This window comes from Pseudomonas sp. C9 (genome assembly GCF_002000165.1).
GTDB lineage: Bacteria > Pseudomonadota > Gammaproteobacteria > Pseudomonadales > Pseudomonadaceae > Aquipseudomonas.
Window position 1 is genome coordinate 2,524,895 of sequence record NZ_MPAK01000001.1, and the last position, 17,769, is coordinate 2,542,663.

General features: G+C 56.8%; 17 protein-coding genes. 16 read left to right on the forward strand and 1 reads right to left on the reverse strand.

Annotated features, from left to right (window positions below; translation table 11 throughout):
* Positions 1–522: 522 nt before the first annotated feature.
* The 16 genes from mnmG (at position 523) to glmS (ending at position 16,337) form a co-directional block, all read left to right on the forward strand.
* A complete protein-coding gene (gene mnmG / locus BMS17_RS11850) occupies positions 523–2,421 on the forward strand; it encodes a tRNA uridine-5-carboxymethylaminomethyl(34) synthesis enzyme MnmG (protein ID WP_046030913.1) in 1,899 nt (632 codons plus the stop codon).
* Complete coding sequence (gene rsmG / locus BMS17_RS11855) at positions 2,418–3,062, forward strand: 16S rRNA (guanine(527)-N(7))-methyltransferase RsmG (RefSeq protein ID WP_046030911.1); 645 nt, start codon at positions 2,418–2,420, stop codon at positions 3,060–3,062. Before mnmG ends, rsmG begins: the two co-directional genes overlap by 4 nt.
* Before the next feature lie 18 nt (positions 3,063–3,080).
* Positions 3,081–3,878, forward strand: coding sequence for a ParA family protein (locus BMS17_RS11860; RefSeq protein ID WP_046030909.1), 798 nt, complete (start codon positions 3,081–3,083; stop codon positions 3,876–3,878).
* A gap of 9 nt (positions 3,879–3,887) precedes the next feature.
* Entirely contained in the window at positions 3,888–4,760 is an 873-nt protein-coding gene (locus tag BMS17_RS11865) for a ParB/RepB/Spo0J family partition protein (RefSeq protein ID WP_077430982.1), read from the forward strand.
* 148 nt (positions 4,761–4,908) lie between these two features.
* Positions 4,909–5,316, forward strand: a complete 408-nt coding sequence (locus BMS17_RS11870; RefSeq protein ID WP_046030905.1) for a F0F1 ATP synthase subunit I — start codon at positions 4,909–4,911, stop codon at positions 5,314–5,316.
* A gap of 16 nt (positions 5,317–5,332) precedes the next feature.
* The gene (gene atpB, locus BMS17_RS11875; protein ID WP_046030903.1) at positions 5,333–6,202 is read left to right on the forward strand and encodes a F0F1 ATP synthase subunit A; all 870 of its coding nucleotides are present in this window, start codon (positions 5,333–5,335) and stop codon (positions 6,200–6,202) included.
* Positions 6,203–6,335: 133 nt separating this feature from the next.
* The gene (atpE, locus tag BMS17_RS11880) at positions 6,336–6,593 is read left to right on the forward strand and encodes a F0F1 ATP synthase subunit C (protein ID WP_002555987.1); all 258 of its coding nucleotides are present in this window, start codon (positions 6,336–6,338) and stop codon (positions 6,591–6,593) included.
* A gap of 56 nt (positions 6,594–6,649) precedes the next feature.
* Positions 6,650–7,120, forward strand: a complete 471-nt coding sequence (locus BMS17_RS11885; RefSeq protein ID WP_046030898.1) for a F0F1 ATP synthase subunit B — start codon at positions 6,650–6,652, stop codon at positions 7,118–7,120.
* 12 nt (positions 7,121–7,132) lie between these two features.
* Complete coding sequence (locus BMS17_RS11890; protein WP_077430983.1) at positions 7,133–7,669, forward strand: F0F1 ATP synthase subunit delta; 537 nt, start codon at positions 7,133–7,135, stop codon at positions 7,667–7,669.
* Positions 7,670–7,690: 21 nt separating this feature from the next.
* A complete protein-coding gene (gene atpA, locus BMS17_RS11895; protein WP_046030894.1) occupies positions 7,691–9,235 on the forward strand; it encodes a F0F1 ATP synthase subunit alpha in 1,545 nt (514 codons plus the stop codon).
* A 50-nt stretch (positions 9,236–9,285) separates the two neighbouring features.
* Positions 9,286–10,146 (forward strand): F0F1 ATP synthase subunit gamma, encoded by an 861-nt coding sequence (gene atpG, locus BMS17_RS11900; protein WP_046030892.1) that lies wholly within the window; start codon positions 9,286–9,288, stop codon positions 10,144–10,146.
* Positions 10,147–10,173: 27 nt separating this feature from the next.
* The gene (gene atpD / locus BMS17_RS11905) at positions 10,174–11,553 is read left to right on the forward strand and encodes a F0F1 ATP synthase subunit beta (RefSeq protein WP_007948086.1); all 1,380 of its coding nucleotides are present in this window, start codon (positions 10,174–10,176) and stop codon (positions 11,551–11,553) included.
* 45 nt (positions 11,554–11,598) lie between these two features.
* Positions 11,599–12,024 carry a F0F1 ATP synthase subunit epsilon gene (locus BMS17_RS11910; RefSeq protein WP_046030891.1) on the forward strand — a complete coding sequence of 142 codons (426 nt, stop codon included), beginning with the start codon at positions 11,599–11,601 and terminating at the stop codon, positions 12,022–12,024.
* A gap of 117 nt (positions 12,025–12,141) precedes the next feature.
* Positions 12,142–13,509, forward strand: coding sequence for a bifunctional UDP-N-acetylglucosamine diphosphorylase/glucosamine-1-phosphate N-acetyltransferase GlmU (glmU, locus tag BMS17_RS11915; RefSeq protein ID WP_046030890.1), 1,368 nt, complete (start codon positions 12,142–12,144; stop codon positions 13,507–13,509).
* Positions 13,510–13,725: 216 nt separating this feature from the next.
* Positions 13,726–14,502 carry a DeoR/GlpR family DNA-binding transcription regulator gene (locus tag BMS17_RS11920; protein WP_046030887.1) on the forward strand — a complete coding sequence of 259 codons (777 nt, stop codon included), beginning with the start codon at positions 13,726–13,728 and terminating at the stop codon, positions 14,500–14,502.
* 2 nt (positions 14,503–14,504) lie between these two features.
* Positions 14,505–16,337, forward strand: a complete 1,833-nt coding sequence (glmS, locus tag BMS17_RS11925) for a glutamine--fructose-6-phosphate transaminase (isomerizing) (RefSeq protein WP_046030886.1) — start codon at positions 14,505–14,507, stop codon at positions 16,335–16,337.
* A gap of 102 nt (positions 16,338–16,439) precedes the next feature.
* Here the strand turns inward: glmS and BMS17_RS11930 are convergent, their stop codons facing one another.
* A complete protein-coding gene (locus tag BMS17_RS11930; protein WP_046030883.1) occupies positions 16,440–17,768 on the reverse strand; it encodes a TolC family outer membrane protein in 1,329 nt (442 codons plus the stop codon).
* Position 17,769 lies beyond the last annotated feature (1 nt).

Below are 17,769 nucleotides of genomic sequence, written 5' to 3' on the forward strand. Positions count from 1 at the left end.
GTGCCTGTCTGTTCCCTCCCTTTTCAACAATCTTCCCTTAGTACCGAGCAGATTCTTTCTGCTTGAGCGGTTTTCCCGCGCCCCGAATTCACTCGATCGAGCCTTTTCTGTGGATTAAGCCCTGTGAATAACTGCCACTGAGGGCAGTTGATAACAGGGCCTCAAAACTGAAGATAACCGCCCCTGTGGATAACCACCTCTTTCATCCACAGGCTTACACCGGTTATCCAAGGGCCTCATTGGCACATGACCACAGGGTTTTGAATCTCTGTACATATTGAACATAAAGGCCTGTAGAGATCTATCCACAGAAAGGTGTCTCAGTAGAAATAAACATAAAAACAAAGATTTAATAAATTTCTTTCTTTTTAATTTCTATAACCCCGACTTCTCCACAGCTGGTTAAATTTTGTGCAGAGGGTTCTTTAGGAAGGGCGAAGTCCCTATACTTGTCGACCAGGTCCAGAAACCTGAGCTCAAACTATTCCTGATTACCTAACTGAAGCAGGCACGAGGTGCGTGGTGGATTTCCCTTCCCGTTTTGAAGTGATCGTCATCGGCGGCGGTCATGCCGGTACCGAGGCAGCACTGGCCTCAGCACGTATGGGTGCGAAAACCCTGTTGCTGACGCATAACGTGGAAACCCTCGGAGCAATGAGTTGCAACCCCGCCATTGGTGGGATCGGTAAAAGCCATCTGGTTAAAGAAATCGACGCCCTTGGCGGCGCGATGGCCATGGCTACCGACAAAGGTGGTATTCAATTTCGCGTGTTGAACAGCCGCAAAGGCCCGGCCGTGCGTGCAACTCGCGCTCAGGCAGACCGGGTTCTGTACAAGGCCGCTGTCCGCGAAGCATTGGAAAACCAGCCGAACCTGTGGATATTTCAACAAGCCGCTGACGACCTGATCGTCGAGCAGGAACAAGTGCGCGGTGTTGTTACCCAAATGGGTCTGCGTTTCTTCGCTGATTCCGTGGTGTTGACCACTGGCACATTCCTCGGTGGACTTATCCACATCGGTTTGCAGAATTTCTCCGGCGGTCGCGCCGGTGATCCGCCATCAATCGCTCTGGCTCACCGTCTGCGTGAATTGCCACTGCGTGTGGGTCGTTTGAAAACCGGTACTCCGCCGCGTATCGACGGCCGGTCTGTGGATTTCTCGGTGATGACCGAGCAAGCGGGCGATACGCCGATCCCGGTGATGTCGTTCATGGGGTCCAAAGAGCAGCATCCGAAACAGGTCAGCTGCTGGATTACCCACACCAACGCCCGTACCCACGAAATCATTGCAGCGAACCTCGACCGTTCGCCGATGTATTCCGCTGCCGGCGAAATCGAAGGCATCGGCCCGCGTTACTGCCCTTCGATCGAAGACAAGATTCACCGCTTTGCCGATAAGGAAAGCCATCAGGTCTTTATCGAACCGGAAGGCTTGACCACCAACGAGCTGTACCCGAACGGGATATCCACATCCCTGCCGTTCGATGTGCAATTGCAGATCGTGCAATCGATCCGAGGCATGGAAAACGCCCACATCGTGCGGCCGGGCTACGCCATCGAATACGACTATTTCGATCCGCGTGATCTGAAGTACAGCCTGGAAACCAAAGTCATTGGCGGGCTGTTTTTCGCCGGGCAAATCAACGGCACCACCGGTTACGAAGAAGCCGGCGCCCAGGGTTTGCTGGCCGGCGCCAACGCTGCGCTGCGCGCCCAGGGCAAAGACGCCTGGTGTCCGCGTCGCGACGAAGCGTACATCGGCGTATTGGTCGACGACCTGATTACGCTCGGAACCCAAGAGCCGTACCGGATGTTCACGTCCCGTGCCGAGTACCGTCTGATCCTGCGCGAAGACAACGCCGACCTGCGTTTGACCGAAAAAGGTCGCGAACTGGGTCTGGTCGATGACGCGCGTTGGGCGGCGTTCTGCAAGAAGCGCGAAAGCATCGACCTGGAAGAACAACGCCTGAAAAGTACCTGGGTTCGCCCGGGCACCGAGCAGGGCGATGCGATTTCCGAGAAGTTCGGTACGCCGCTGACCCACGAATACAATTTGCTCAACCTGCTGAGCCGTCCGGAAATCGACTACGCTGGTCTGATTGCCGTGACTGGTGGGGGCGCAGAAGATCCACAAGTCGCCGAACAGGTCGAAATCAAGACCAAGTACGCCGGTTACATCGACCGTCAGCAGGATGAAATCGCACGCCTGCGGGCCAGCGAAGACACCAAACTGCCTGTGGATATCGATTACACGAATATTTCCGGACTCTCCAAAGAGATCCAGAGCAAGCTCGGCGCGACCCGACCTGAAACCCTGGGCCAGGCGTCACGTATCCCGGGCGTCACCCCGGCAGCCATTTCGCTGTTGATGATTCATTTGAAAAAACGCGGCGCGGGCCGTCAGTTGGAGCAAAGCGCTTGAGTTCGTTGGTAACCTCGCAACACGCAGAAGAGTTATCCACAGGTGCTCGCCAGCTCGGTGTCACGCTGACAGAAACCCAGCATGCCCAGCTGCTGGGTTATCTGGCCCTGTTGATCAAATGGAACAAGGCCTACAACCTGACCGCCGTGCGCGATCCGGACGAAATGGTTTCCCGTCATTTGCTCGATAGTTTGAGCGTGATGTCGTTCGTCGAAAACGGTCGCTGGCTGGACGTTGGCAGCGGTGGCGGCATGCCGGGCATTCCGTTGGCCATCCTGTTCCCAGAGTCCCAAGTGACCTGTCTCGACAGCAATGGCAAGAAAACCCGCTTCCTGACTCAGGTCAAACTCGAACTCAAACTGGATAACCTGCAAGTTATCCACAGTCGCGTCGAAGCCTTCCAGCCTGCCCAGCCATTCAACGGGATCATTTCCCGGGCGTTCAGCAGCATGGAAAACTTCAGCAACTGGACTCGCCACCTCGGCGACGCCGATACACGCTGGCTGGCAATGAAGGGCGTTCATCCGGCCGATGAGCTGGTAGCATTGCCGGCAGACTTCCACCTCGATAGCGAACACGCCCTGGCCGTACCTGGTTGCCAAGGCCAACGCCATCTGCTGATACTGCGCCGCACGGCATGATTGGGAACACAAGCAAGAATGGCTAAGGTATTCGCGATAGCGAACCAAAAGGGTGGTGTGGGTAAAACCACCACCTGCATCAACCTCGCAGCTTCCCTGGTCGCTACCAAGCGTCGGGTGCTGCTGATCGATCTCGATCCACAGGGCAACGCCACCATGGGTAGCGGTGTGGATAAACACGGTCTGGAAAACTCGGTCTACGACCTGCTGATCGGCGAATGCGACCTGGCCCAGGCCATGCATTTCTCCGAGCACGGTGGTTACCAGTTGTTGCCGGCCAACCGCGACCTGACGGCAGCCGAAGTGGTTCTGCTGGAAATGCAGATGAAGGAAAGCCGCCTGCGCAGTGCGTTGGCGCCGATCCGTGAAAACTACGATTACATTTTGATCGACTGCCCGCCGTCGTTGTCGATGCTCACATTGAACGCACTGGTTGCCGCCGATGGGGTGATTATCCCCATGCAGTGCGAGTACTTTGCGCTCGAAGGTCTGAGCGACCTTGTGGATAACATCAAGCGCATTGCCGAATTGCTGAACCCGAACCTGAAAGTCGAAGGGCTGTTGCGCACCATGTACGACCCGCGCCTGAGCCTGATGAACGACGTATCTGCCCAGCTCAAGGAACACTTCGGCGAGCAGCTCTACGACACTGTGATTCCGCGCAACATTCGCCTGGCCGAAGCGCCTAGTTATGGCATGCCGGCGTTGGCGTACGACAAGACATCGCGGGGTGCCATTGCCTACTTGGCACTGGCGGGCGAAATGGTTCGCCGTCAACGCAAAAACTCACGCACCACCGCTGCTCAGGCAACTTAAGGAATCCCCATGGCCGTCAAGAAACGAGGTCTCGGACGTGGACTGGATGCACTGCTGAGTGGTCCGACTGTCAGCTCGCTTGAAGAACAAGCGGTACAAGCTGATCAGCGTGAGCTGCAGCATCTGCCTCTGGACCTGATCCAGCGGGGCAAATACCAACCGCGTCGGGACATGGATCCGCAGGCGCTGGAAGAATTGGCGCAATCGATCAAGGCCCAAGGTGTGATGCAGCCGATCGTGGTTCGCCCGATTGGCAGCGGTCGCTTCGAAATCATCGCCGGTGAACGCCGCTGGCGTGCAAGCCAGCAGGCGGGCCAGGAAACCATCCCGGCGATGGTTCGCGATGTTCCGGATGAAACGGCCATTGCGATGGCGCTGATCGAGAACATCCAGCGTGAAGACCTCAATCCGATCGAAGAAGCCGTGGCGTTGCAGCGTTTGCAGCAGGAATTCCAGCTGACTCAACAGCAAGTTGCCGAGGCCGTGGGCAAATCCCGCGTAACTGTGGCCAACCTGCTACGCTTGATCGCGTTGCCGGAAGTTATCAAAACCATGCTGTCACACGGCGACCTGGAAATGGGTCACGCACGTGCTTTGCTCGGTTTACCGGAGAATCAACAGGTAGAAGGGGCGCGACATGTTGTCGCACGGGGGCTGACTGTGCGCCAAACTGAAGCACTGGTTCGCCAGTGGTTGAGTGGTAAACAGGAGCCTGCCGAACCGGTAAAACCGGACCCGGATATTGCCCGACTCGAGCAGCGCCTGGCTGAACGCCTAGGCTCTGCGGTGCAGATTCGCCACGGTAAGAAGGGGAAAGGGCAGTTGGTCATTGGTTACAACTCCCTCGACGAATTACAAGGTGTGCTCGCACACATTTGTTGAAACATTTCCTCATGTAGCGTGCAGTCGGAAATCACTACCTGACAGTTGAATAGGGGCCGAACCGCCCCTATACTCTGCGCGCATTTTGTCGGCACAAATTATGCCAAGTTATTGATTTCTGGCAGCCGACCATTGGAGAGTAAACGTGATGGAAACCCGCACGCCAAACCGCTTGCCGTTCCATCGCCTGGCAGTTTTTCCGGTGTTAATGGCTCAATTTGTCGTTCTGCTGATCGCTGCTTTGGCGCTTTGGCAATGGCGTGGAGTCGTTGCCGGGTACTCGGGACTTTGCGGAGGCCTGATAGCCTTGCTTCCCAATGTTTATTTCGCTCACAGGGCATTTCGGTTTTCCGGCGCCCGAGCAGCTCAAGCCATCGTCCGGTCATTTTATGCCGGTGAGGCGGGCAAACTGATTTTGACGGCAGCGCTCTTTGCGCTGACGTTTGCAGGTGTGAAGCCATTGGCGCCGCTAGCTGTATTCGGCGTCTTCGTGTTGACCCAACTGGTCAGCTGGTTCGCGCCCCTGCTGATGAGAACAAGACTTTCGAGACCTTAGGGCGTTTGAGGCAACCATGGCAGAAACAACCGCTTCGGGCTATATCCAGCACCACTTGCAAAACCTGACTTTCGGTCAGCACCCAACTGGCGGGTGGGGTTTTGCCCACACCGCAGCAGAAGCCAAAGAAATGGGCTTCTGGGCTTTCCACGTCGATACTCTCGGCTGGTCGGTCGCGTTGGGTTTGATCTTCGTTCTTCTTTTCCGTATGGCGGCAAAGAAAGCGACTTCCGGTCAGCCTGGTGCTTTGCAGAACTTCGTTGAAGTATTGGTCGAATTCGTCGATGGCAGCGTGAAAGACAGCTTCCATGGCCGTAGCCCGGTGATTGCACCGTTGGCACTGACCATCTTCGTCTGGGTGTTCATGATGAACGCCGTCGACCTGATCCCGGTCGACTGGATTCCTCAACTGGCCATCCTGATCACCGGCGACCATCACATTCCGTTCCGCGCCGTGTCGACCACTGACCCGAACGCAACGCTGGGCATGGCCCTGTCGGTGTTCGCGCTGATCATTTTCTACAGCATCAAGGTCAAGGGCATTGGCGGCTTCGTCGGCGAACTGACCCTGCACCCGTTCGGCAGCAAGAACATCTTCGTTCAAGCCCTGCTGATTCCGGTGAACTTCCTGCTGGAGTTCGTGACACTGGTTGCCAAGCCAATCTCCCTGGCACTGCGTCTGTTCGGCAACATGTACGCCGGCGAACTGGTCTTCATTCTGATTGCTGTGATGTTCGGCAGCGGTCTGCTCTGGCTTAGCGGCCTGGGCGTTGTTCTGCAGTGGGCGTGGGCAGTGTTCCACATCCTGATCATCACCCTGCAGGCGTTTATCTTCATGATGCTGACCATCGTTTACTTGTCGATGGCGCACGAAGAGAACCATTAAGACCAGTTTCGACTAGTCTGATGTCCCACTCGGTAAAACGAGTGGGTGCCCGAACAGGGCTATGAAACGATTTGTTTTACCGCTTTAAAATCTAAAAAACCTAAACCATACGACGTAAAAGTCGGGAGGAAAGATGGAAACTGTAGTTGGTCTAACCGCTATCGCTGTTGCACTGTTGATCGGCCTGGGCGCACTGGGTACCGCAATTGGTTTCGGCCTGTTGGGTGGCAAGTTCCTGGAAGGCGCAGCGCGTCAGCCAGAGATGGTTCCAATGCTGCAAGTTAAAATGTTCATCGTTGCCGGTCTGCTCGACGCCGTAACCATGATCGGTGTTGGTATCGCTCTGTTCTTCACCTTCGCGAACCCATTCGTTGGTCAACTCGCTGGCTAATTACTCGAACCTTCGAGTAATTGGTGTGATGTGTAACGAACGAGCGAGGTGTTGGCGTGAACATTAATGCAACCCTGATTGGCCAGTCCGTTGCGTTCTTCATTTTTGTGCTGTTCTGCATGAAGTTCGTGTGGCCTCCGGTCATCGCGGCTTTGCACGAACGTCAGAAGAAGATCGCGGATGGACTGGACGCTGCCGCCCGAGCAGCTCGCGACCTGGAATTGGCCCACGACAAAGTGGGTCAACAACTGCGCGAAGCTAAAGCTCAGGCAGCCGAAATCATTGAGCAGGCCAAGAAACGCGGTAATCAGATCGTTGAAGAGGCTGTTGAAAAAGCCCGTATCGACGCTGACCGTGTGAAGGTTCAGGCTCAGGCCGAGATCGAGCAGGAACTGAACAGTGTCAAAGACGCGCTGCGTGCCCAATTGGGTGCTCTGGCCGTTGGCGGCGCCGAGAAGATCCTGGGTGCCACAATCGATCAAAACGCGCACGCGGAGCTGGTAAACAAACTGGCTGCTGAAATTTAAGCGAGGGCGATCATGGCAGAATTGACCACGTTGGCCCGACCTTACGCTAAGGCAGCCTTCGAGCACGCCCAGGCCCACCAGCAACTGGCCTCTTGGTCAGCCATGCTCGGCCTGGCTGCAGCAGTGTCGCAAGACGACACTATGCAGCGCGTGCTCAAGGCCCCGCGACTGACGAGCGCAGACAAGGCCGCCACGTTTATTGACGTGTGCGGCGACAAGTTTGATGTCAAGGCACAGAACTTCATCAACGTCGTTGCCGAAAACGACCGTCTCCCGCTGTTGCCGGAGATATCCGCTCTGTTCGACCTGTACAAGGCCGAACAAGAGAAGTCGGTAGACGTTGAAGTGACCAGTGCTTTTGCATTGAACCAAGAACAGCAAGACAAACTCGCCAAGGTTCTCAGTGCACGACTCAACCGGGAAGTGCGCCTGCAAGTCGAGGAAGACAAATCCCTTATTGGGGGCATTGTCATCCGCGCCGGCGACCTGGTTATCGATGGCTCGGTTCGCGGCAAACTCGCGAGCCTTGCCGAAGCATTGAAATCTTGAGTTTGAAGGGGCAGCAGAGCAATGCAGCAACTCAATCCTTCCGAAATAAGTGAAATTATCAAGGGCCGCATCGACAAGCTCGATGTGACCTCCCAAGCCCGTAACGAAGGCACTGTCGTCAGCGTATCTGACGGTATCGTGCGGATTCACGGTCTGGCCGACGTAATGTACGGCGAGATGATCGAGTTTCCGGGCGGCGTCTTCGGTATGGCCCTCAACCTTGAGCAAGACTCTGTAGGCGCTGTTGTATTGGGCTCCTACCAGTCTCTGGCTGAAGGCATGAGCGCCAAGTGCACTGGCCGCATCCTCGAAGTTCCGGTTGGTAAGGAACTGCTGGGTCGCGTAGTCGACGCACTGGGTAACCCGATTGATGGCAAAGGTCCACTGAACAACACCTTGACCGATGCGGTCGAGAAAGTTGCTCCAGGCGTGATCTGGCGTAAGTCGGTAGACCAGCCTGTACAGACTGGCTACAAGGCTGTCGATGCCATGATCCCTGTCGGCCGTGGCCAGCGTGAGCTGATCATCGGTGACCGTCAGATCGGTAAAACCGCTCTGGCGATCGACGCGATCATCAATCAGAAAGACAGCGGCATTTTCTGCGTCTATGTAGCCATCGGTCAGAAACAATCGACCATCGCTAACATTGTTCGCAAGCTGGAAGAAAACGGCGCACTGGCTAACACGATCATCGTGGCAGCGAGCGCTTCGGAATCTGCAGCACTGCAATACCTGGCACCTTATGCCGGTTGCACCATGGGTGAATTCTTCCGCGACCGCGGTGAAGACGCGCTGATCGTTTATGACGATCTGTCCAAGCAAGCAGTGGCTTATCGCCAGATTTCCCTGCTGCTGCGCCGTCCACCAGGCCGTGAAGCTTACCCAGGCGACGTGTTCTATCTCCACTCCCGTCTGCTGGAGCGCGCATCCCGCGTTTCGGAAGAATACGTTGAGAAGTTCACCAACGGCGCAGTGACCGGCAAAACCGGCTCCCTGACCGCACTGCCGATCATCGAAACCCAGGCTGGCGACGTTTCCGCGTTCGTTCCGACCAACGTGATTTCCATCACTGACGGTCAGATCTTCCTGGAATCGGCCATTTTCAACTCCGGGATCCGTCCTGCAGTGAACGCCGGTGTTTCGGTATCCCGTGTGGGTGGTGCCGCTCAGACCAAGATCATCAAGAAGCTCTCCGGTGGTATCCGTACCGCTCTGGCTCAGTACCGTGAACTGGCGGCATTCGCCCAGTTTGCATCTGACCTGGACGAAGCGACCCGTAAGCAACTTGACCATGGTCAGCGTGTTACCGAGCTGATGAAGCAGAAGCAATACGCACCAATGTCGATTGCTGACATGGCGCTGTCGCTGTATGCCGCTGAGCGTGGGTTCCTGACTGACGTCGCAATCGCCAAGATCGGTAGCTTTGAACAAGCGCTGATTTCCTTCTTCAACCGCGATCACGCCGATTTGATGGCGAAGATCAACGTGAAGGGCGACTTCAACGACGAAATCGATGCGGGCATGAAAGCCGGTATCGAGAAGTTTAAGGCGACCCAAACCTGGTAAGCCGCAGCGGGAGCCGCAAGGCTCCCGCTTGCTAACCTGATAGGTGTTACATGGCAGGCGCAAAAGAGATTCGCAGTAAGATTGCGAGCATCAAAAGCACGCAAAAGATTACCAGCGCCATGGAAAAAGTGGCGGTCAGTAAAATGCGCAGGGCACAAATGCGCATGGCTGCTAGCCGTCCTTACGCGGAGCGCATCCGCCAGGTTATTGGTCATTTGGCCAACGCCAACCCGGAATATCGCCACCCGTTCATGATCGAGCGTGAAGTAAAGCGCGTCGGTTACGTTGTGGTGAGCTCTGACCGTGGTTTGTGTGGTGGTTTGAACACCAACCTGTTCAAGGCCCTGGTCAAGGACATGGCGGTAAACCGCGAAAACGGCGTCGAGATTGATCTGTGTGTAGTGGGTAGCAAGGGTGCGGCTTTCTTCCGCAACTTCGGCGGTAACGTCGTAGCAGCTATCAGCCACCTGGGTGAAGAGCCGTCGATCAATGATCTGATCGGCAGCGTCAAGGTGATGCTGGATGCCTACCTGGACGGCCGTATTGACCGCCTGTCCGTGGTGTCCAACAAGTTCATCAACACCATGACGCAATCGCCTACCGTGGAGCAGTTGATTCCACTGGTGGCAACCCCGGATCAAGGACTCAAGCACCACTGGGACTATCTCTACGAACCGGACGCCAAAGAGCTGCTTGACGGCTTGATGGTTCGTTACGTGGAGTCGCAGGTCTACCAGTCGGTGGTCGAGAACAACGCGGCTGAACAAGCTGCGCGGATGATCGCGATGAAGAACGCTACCGACAACGCCGGTGATTTGATCAGCGATTTGCAGCTGATCTACAACAAGGCGCGTCAGGCTGCGATCACCCAAGAGATCTCGGAAATCGTCGGCGGCGCTGCCGCGGTTTAACGGTTCAAATATTCAGAGGATCCAGCTATGAGTAGCGGACGTATCGTTCAAATCATCGGCGCCGTTATCGACGTGGAATTCCCACGCGACAGCGTACCGAGCATCTACAACGCGCTGACTGTACAAAGCGCGGCCGCAACCACTCTGGAAGTTCAGCAACAGCTGGGCGACGGCGTGGTTCGTACCATTGCGATGGGCTCCACCGAGGGCTTGAAGCGTGGTCTGGACGTCATCGACTCCGGTTCCGCCATCTCCGTACCGGTCGGTAAAGCGACGCTGGGCCGGATCATGGACGTACTGGGCAACCCGATCGACGAAGCTGGCCCGATCGACACCGAAGAGCGCTGGGGCATTCACCGTCCTGCGCCAACCTTCGCTGAACAAGCGGGCGGCAACGACCTGCTGGAAACCGGCATCAAGGCTATTGACCTGGTTTGCCCGTTCACCAAGGGTGGTAAAGTCGGTCTGTTCGGTGGTGCCGGTGTAGGCAAAACCGTAAACATGATGGAACTGATCCGTAACATCGCCATCGAGCACAGCGGTTATTCCGTGTTCGCCGGTGTGGGTGAGCGTACTCGTGAGGGTAACGACTTCTACCACGAGATGAAGGATTCCAACGTTCTGGACAAAGTGGCACTGGTTTACGGTCAGATGAACGAGCCGCCGGGTAACCGTCTGCGCGTAGCACTGACCGGCCTGACCATGGCCGAGAAGTTCCGTGACGAAGGTAACGACGTTCTGCTGTTCGTCGACAACATCTATCGTTACACCCTGGCCGGTACTGAAGTATCCGCACTGCTGGGCCGTATGCCTTCCGCAGTAGGTTACCAGCCGACCCTGGCCGAAGAGATGGGTACTCTGCAAGAGCGTATCACTTCGACCAAGAACGGTTCGATCACCTCGATCCAGGCGGTATACGTACCTGCGGATGACTTGACCGACCCGTCGCCAGCGACCACTTTCGCCCACTTGGACGCGACCGTCGTTCTGTCCCGTGACATCGCTTCCCTGGGTATCTACCCAGCAATCGATCCACTCGACTCGACTTCGCGCCAGCTGGATCCGAACGTAATCGGCCAGGACCACTACGACACTGCTCGCGGTGTACAGTATGTTCTGCAGCGTTACAAAGAACTGAAGGACATCATTGCGATCCTGGGTATGGACGAGCTGTCGGAAGAAGACAAGCAGTTGGTAAACCGTGCTCGTAAGATCCAGCGTTTCTTGTCGCAGCCGTTCTTCGTGGCTGAAGTCTTCACCGGTTCTTCGGGTAAATACGTTTCCCTGAAAGACACCATTGCTGGCTTCAAAGGCATCCTCAACGGTGACTACGACCACCTGCCAGAACAAGCGTTCTACATGGTCGGCGGCATCGAAGAAGCGATCGAGAAAGCCAAGAAACTGTAATCCCGGCGCCCGGAAACGGGCGCTAATTTAGGTTGAGGCAATCAGATGGCTATGACAGTCCATTGCGATATCGTCAGCGCGGAAGGAGAAATCTTTTCCGGTCTGGTCGAGATGGTGATTGCGCACGGTGCACTGGGTGATCTTGGTATCGCCCTGGGTCACGCGCCGCTGATCACTAATCTCAAGCCGGGCCCGATCCGCCTGATCAAGCAGGGCGGGGAAACCGAGGTGTTTTACATCTCCGGTGGTTTCCTCGAGGTTCAGCCGAATATGGTCAAAGTACTTGCCGATACCGTGCAACGTGCTGCCGACCTGGATGAAGCCTCTGCTCAGGAAGCCGTCAAGGCTGCCGAGAGGGCCTTGCATGACCGTGGTTCGGAATTCGACTACGGTGCTGCTTCTGCACGTTTGGCCGAGGCTGCAGCTCAGCTGCGCACCGTCCAGCAGATCCGCAAAAAGTTCGGCGGTTAATCCGTCATCGACTTGTTGCGCGATTGATTAAAAAGGGTAGCCTCGGCTACCCTTTTTTCTTTTCCGACTTTCTTAACCTGGTCGCAGCCGCTGACCACCCAGGATTGGTAGCCAGTCATGTCTCTTGAAATCGTTATCCTCGCTGCTGGCCAAGGCACGCGCATGCGTTCGGCATTGCCGAAAGTTCTGCACCCGATTGCCGGCAACTCGATGCTTGGCCATGTTATCCACAGCGCCCGACAACTTGATCCACAGCGCATTCATGTGGTGATTGGTCATGGCGCCGAAGCCGTGCGTGAGCGCCTGGCGGCGGACGACCTGAATTTCGTCCTTCAGGACAAACAATTGGGTACCGGTCATGCGGTGGCTCAGGCTGTGCCGTTCATTGAGTCCGATACCGTACTTATTCTCTACGGTGACGTGCCGCTGATTGAAGTCGAAACCCTGCAACGCCTGCTCAAGAAAGTCGCACCGCAGCAACTGGGTTTGCTCACCGTTGAACTGGACGACCCCACCGGTTATGGCCGCATCGTCCGCGATGCCGGCGGCAAGGTCACGGCCATCGTCGAGCAAAAGGACGCCAACGAAGCCGAGCGCGCGATCACTGAAGGCAACACCGGCATTCTCGCTATGCCGTTTGAACGCCTGGGCAACTGGATGAGCCGTCTCTCCAACAACAATGCCCAGGGCGAGTATTACCTGACAGACGTGATCGCCATGGCGGTCAGCGATGGTCTGATCGTGGCCACCGAGCAACCTCATGACGCCATGGAAGTGCAGGGCGCCAATGATCGCAAGCAACTCTCCGAACTGGAGCGCCATTATCAACTGCGCGCCGGTCGTCGTTTAATGGCTCAAGGCGTGACCCTGCGTGACCCGGCCCGTTTCGATGTGCGCGGTGAAGTCACTGTTGGCCGCGACGTGCTGATCGATATCAACGTGATCCTCGAAGGCAACGTCGTCATCGAAGATGACGTGGTGATCGGCCCGAACTGCGTGATCAAGGACAGCACCCTGCGTAAAGGTGTCGTGATCAAGGCCAACAGCCACATTGAAGGCGCCATTCTGGGTGAAGGCAGCGATGCCGGCCCATTCGCCCGCCTGCGGCCAGGCACTGTGCTTGAAGCTCGCGCGCATGTGGGTAACTTTGTTGAACTGAAGAACGCTCACTTGGGCGAAGGCGCCAAGGCGGGTCATTTGAGCTATCTGGGTGACGCCGAGATCGGTGCGCGGACCAACATTGGCGCGGGCACCATTACGTGCAACTACGATGGCGCCAACAAGTGGAAGACGGTGCTGGGTGAAGATGTGTTCATCGGTTCCAACAACTCGTTGGTGGCACCTGTGGATATCTTGTCAGGTGCGACCACGGCGGCCGGTTCGACGATTACCTCGACTGTGGATAAATCCCAGTTGGCGGTAGGGCGAGCTCGTCAGAAGAACATCGATGGCTGGAAACGGCCGGAGAAGATCAAGAAGAGCTGAGTTATCCACATACCTGTTGTCAGCCTGATTTATTCACAGGCTGCACAACTGCATTCGCGGGCCAGCCCGCTCCCACAAGGATCTCCCAATTCCTGTGGGAGCGGGCTGGCCCGCGATGCTTTTATCCATAGACATTTTATCGCTATCCGCTTGACGAACTTTCGCTGATAGGTTTTGATTGCTTCCGTTATCTTTCGAATCGAAACTTACAAACCCATGTCGAAGCGCAATACACCCCAACGCCGGCACAATATTCTCACCTTGCTCAATGAGCAGGGTGAAGTCAGTGTGGATGAGCTGGCGAAGCGTTTCGAAACGTCTGAAGTTACGATTCGCAAGGACTTGGCAGCGCTTGAAAGTAACGGCCTGCTGCTGCGCCGTTATGGCGGAGCGATCACCATGCCTCAGGAACTGGTAGCCGACATCGGCCAACCGGTCTCCAAATACAAACAAGCCATTGCTCGCGCCGCCGTCCTGCGCATTCGCGAGCATGCACGCATCATCATCGACAGCGGCAGCACTACGGCGGCCATGATTCCGGAACTCGGTCAGCAGCCGGGTCTTGTGGTGATGACCAACTCGCTGCACGTTGCCAATGCCTTGAGCGAACTTGAACACGAGCCGGTGCTGTTGATGACCGGCGGCACGTGGGACCCGCATTCCGAGTCCTTCCAGGGGCAAGTCGCCGAGCAAGTATTACGCTCTTACGACTTTGACCAATTGTTCATCGGTGCCGACGGCATCGATCTGGTTCGCGGTACGACCACCTTCAATGAATTGCTGGGTTTGAGCCGAGTCATGGCCGAAGTCGCCCGCGAAGTCGTCGTGATGGTGGAGGCCGACAAGATCGGCCGCAAAATTCCCAACCTGGAGCTGCCATGGAGCAGTGTCCATACCCTTATCACCGATGATCGCCTGCCCCTGGAGGCACGCAATCAGATTCAGGCGCGCGGAATCAATTTGATTTGCGCAGCTATCAGTCAGGAGAAATAGCCATGTGTGGAATTGTCGGCGCAGTCGCAGAACGTAACATCACCGCCATCCTGCTCGAAGGCCTCAAGCGCCTGGAATACCGTGGCTATGACAGCGCCGGTGTGGCGGTCTTCACCCACGATGAAAAACTCGAACGTATGCGTCGTCCGGGCAAGGTCAGTGAGCTGGAACTGGCGCTCGAAGCCGAGCCACTGGTCGGTCGCCTCGGCATCGCCCACACTCGTTGGGCCACACACGGCGCGCCATGCGAGCGCAACGCGCACCCGCATTTCTCTGGCGATCTGGCCGTGGTGCACAACGGGATCATCGAAAACCACGAAGCCTTGCGTGAGCAGCTCAAAGCCTTGGGTTATGTGTTCACCTCGGACACCGACACCGAAGTCATCGCTCACCTGCTGAACCATAAACTCAAGGATCTGCACGATCTGACAGCCGCCCTCAAGGCGACCGTCAAAGAGTTGCACGGTGCTTACGGTCTGTCGGTTATCAGCGCTCATCAACCTGATCGCCTGGTTGCGGCCCGCAGCGGCAGTCCGTTGGTGATTGGCCTGGGCCTGGGTGAGAACTTCCTGGCTTCCGACCAACTGGCACTGCGTCAGGTCACCGACCGTTTCATGTACCTGGAAGAAGGCGATATTGCTGAAATTCGCCGTGACAGCGTGCAGATCTGGGACGTGGATGGCAAAGCCGTCGAGCGTGAAACCGTACAGTACCGCGACGGTGCCGAAGCCGCGGACAAAGGCGAGTTTCGCCACTTCATGCTCAAGGAAATTCACGAGCAACCTGCCGTAGTTCAGCGCACCCTCGAAGGTCGTCTGAGCCCGAACGGCGTGTTGGTACAGGCATTCGGCCCACAGGCCGCCGAGCTATTCGCCAAAGTACGCAACGTACAGATCGTTGCCTGCGGCACCAGCTATCACGCCGGCATGGTTGCCCGTTACTGGCTCGAAGAACTGGCCGGTATCCCGTGCCAGGTTGAAGTCGCCAGCGAATTCCGCTACCGCAAGGTGGTGGTGCAGCCAGACACCCTGTTCGTGACCATCTCGCAGTCCGGTGAGACGGCCGATACCCTGGCCGCGTTGCGCAACGCCAAGGAATTGGGCTTCCTCGCCAGTCTGGCGATCTGCAACGTCGGTATCAGTTCGCTGGTGCGTGAGTCCGACCTGACCCTGCTGACCCAGGCCGGTCGTGAGATTGGCGTGGCGTCGACCAAAGCCTTCACCACCCAACTGGTAGGCTTGCTATTGCTCACCCTGTCCTTGGGTCAGGTACGTGGCACATTGGCCAAAGGCGTCGAAGCCACGCTGGTCGAAGAATTGCGTCGCCTGCCAACCCGCTTGGGCGAAGCCCTCGCCATGGACAGCACCGTGGAGAAAATCGCCGAACTGTTCGCCGAGAAAAACCACACGCTGTTCCTCGGCCGTGGTGCGCAATTCCCGGTAGCGATGGAAGGGGCCCTGAAACTCAAGGAAATCTCCTACATCCACGCTGAAGCCTACCCGGCTGGCGAACTGAAACACGGCCCGTTGGCACTTGTGGATAACGACATGCCAGTGGTGACCGTGGCGCCGAACAACGAGCTGCTGGAGAAGTTGAAATCCAACCTCCAGGAAGTCCGCGCCCGGGGTGGCCAACTGATTGTCTTTGCAGACGAAAAGGCTGGCATGACCAACGGCGAAGGCACGCACGTTGTCCACATGCCGCACATCCACGACATCCTGTCGCCGATCCTCTACACCATCCCGCTGCAATTGCTGTCGTACTACGTGGCTGTCTTGAAAGGCACGGACGTTGACCAGCCGCGTAACCTGGCGAAGTCGGTGACGGTGGAATAAGTTATCCACAGGTGATCGAAACGGCTGTTTTTGAACGTCCGGTCACGCATCAGTAGAACGCCGGTCAGCCATCGTCTGGCTCGACCGGCGGTCAGGTGCAAGTCAGTTGTTCACCAGCAGTTCCGGGCCAAGATAGTCGTTGATCTGGTCGATATCGTCGTCGCCCAGACTGCCCACCGAAGAGGCCAGGCGCAGACGCGACATCAAATAGCGCAACTTGGCTTCGAACAGATCGTGGCGTGCAACGAAGAGCAATTCTTCGGCATTGAGCACGTCCGAGTTGGTACTGGTACCCCCCTCTTTGAAGCCCTTGCGGGTCGAAGCCAGTGAGCGTTCGTTGGATTCCACAGCCTTCTCCAGTGCACGAACACGTTTGGCGCCGCTCTGTATGCCGTAATACTCACGGGTCGTACCGGAGATGACTTCCTGTCGTGTGGCGTCGAGTTCGTCTATGGCCTTATCGCTATTGGCACTGGCCTGGCGTGTCAGCGCGCTGACGCCGCCACCACTGAACAGGGGGAAATTGACCTCCAGCCCGATCGAGCCGTATTGGTTGCGTTGATTCAACTCGGAGAGTGATTGGCTCTTGCCCGCGGTGTAGCCGGCAATGAAATCCAGTGTTGGCCAGTGGCCGGCCCTGGCGCGTTTCACTTCTTCTGCTGCGAGGTCACTGCTATAGCGGCGTGCATGGATCAGCGGGCTGTCGACCTGGGCTTTGACCAGCCAGTCCTGCAGGTTGCTCGGTAGCAGCGGTGGTGTATTGAAGCCCGGACGCAGGGTGGTCAGCGATTCGGGAGTTTCACCGATAAATTCCACAAGCTTGCGGCGCGAGTTGATCAAGTTGTCCTGTGCTTCGATCAGCTCAGCCTCGGCGAGGTCGCGACGAGCGACTGATTCGTCGATGTCTGTGACGGTGCCGGCCCCTAGTTCCATGCGCCGTTTCGCCGAGGCGAGTTGCTCCTCGAAGGCGTTCAGCTTGGACTTGGCCAGGACGATGGTTTCGCTGGCCAGGAGCACGTCAAAATAGCTTTCGGCCAGGCGCACGGCGGCGTCCTGAGTCTTGGCATCGAACACCGCGACACTGTAGTCGGCACGCTGTTGGCCCTGACGGTACTCGGCCATCTTCTGTTTGTTGAACAGTGGCTGGCGCAGGCGCACGTTAGCGCCCTTGGAGTCATAGTCGAGATCTCTGTCGATGCCGTTCTGGCGTTGGGTGCCATTGACCTTGTTGTCATAGGCCGAGGCATTGATCTGCGGTAGCAGGCCGGCCAGGCCGATGGCACGGTTTTCCCCTCCAGCCTTTTTTTCATGCACGGCAGCCTGGTAGATAGGGCCCTGGAATTGCAACAGGTCCCAGGCTTCTTTCAGGTCCATGGCGCTAGCCGGCAGGGACAACCCCAGCAGGCAGAAGAACAGGCAATGACGGTCCATT

What these genes read in the sequence shown, in the direction of transcription:
- BMS17_RS11890 (WP_077430983.1), top strand. Translation starts at nt 7,133, where the DNA reads ATGGCAGAATTGACCACGTTGGCCCGACCTTACGCTAAGGCAGCCTTC.
- BMS17_RS11920 (WP_046030887.1), top strand. Translation starts at nt 13,726, where the DNA reads ATGTCGAAGCGCAATACACCCCAACGCCGGCACAATATTCTCACCTTG.
- BMS17_RS11870 (WP_046030905.1), top strand. Translation starts at nt 4,909, where the DNA reads ATGGAAACCCGCACGCCAAACCGCTTGCCGTTCCATCGCCTGGCAGTT.
- atpB (WP_046030903.1), top strand. Translation starts at nt 5,333, where the DNA reads ATGGCAGAAACAACCGCTTCGGGCTATATCCAGCACCACTTGCAAAAC.
- atpE (WP_002555987.1), top strand. Translation starts at nt 6,336, where the DNA reads ATGGAAACTGTAGTTGGTCTAACCGCTATCGCTGTTGCACTGTTGATC.
- atpD (WP_007948086.1), top strand. Translation starts at nt 10,174, where the DNA reads ATGAGTAGCGGACGTATCGTTCAAATCATCGGCGCCGTTATCGACGTG.
- BMS17_RS11910 (WP_046030891.1), top strand. Translation starts at nt 11,599, where the DNA reads ATGGCTATGACAGTCCATTGCGATATCGTCAGCGCGGAAGGAGAAATC.
- atpG (WP_046030892.1), top strand. Translation starts at nt 9,286, where the DNA reads ATGGCAGGCGCAAAAGAGATTCGCAGTAAGATTGCGAGCATCAAAAGC.
- glmU (WP_046030890.1), top strand. Translation starts at nt 12,142, where the DNA reads ATGTCTCTTGAAATCGTTATCCTCGCTGCTGGCCAAGGCACGCGCATG.
- BMS17_RS11865 (WP_077430982.1), top strand. Translation starts at nt 3,888, where the DNA reads ATGGCCGTCAAGAAACGAGGTCTCGGACGTGGACTGGATGCACTGCTG.
- glmS (WP_046030886.1), top strand. Translation starts at nt 14,505, where the DNA reads ATGTGTGGAATTGTCGGCGCAGTCGCAGAACGTAACATCACCGCCATC.
- BMS17_RS11860 (WP_046030909.1), top strand. Translation starts at nt 3,081, where the DNA reads ATGGCTAAGGTATTCGCGATAGCGAACCAAAAGGGTGGTGTGGGTAAA.
- BMS17_RS11930 (WP_046030883.1), bottom strand. Translation starts at nt 17,768, where the DNA reads ATGGACCGTCATTGCCTGTTCTTCTGCCTGCTGGGGTTGTCCCTGCCG.
- atpA (WP_046030894.1), top strand. Translation starts at nt 7,691, where the DNA reads ATGCAGCAACTCAATCCTTCCGAAATAAGTGAAATTATCAAGGGCCGC.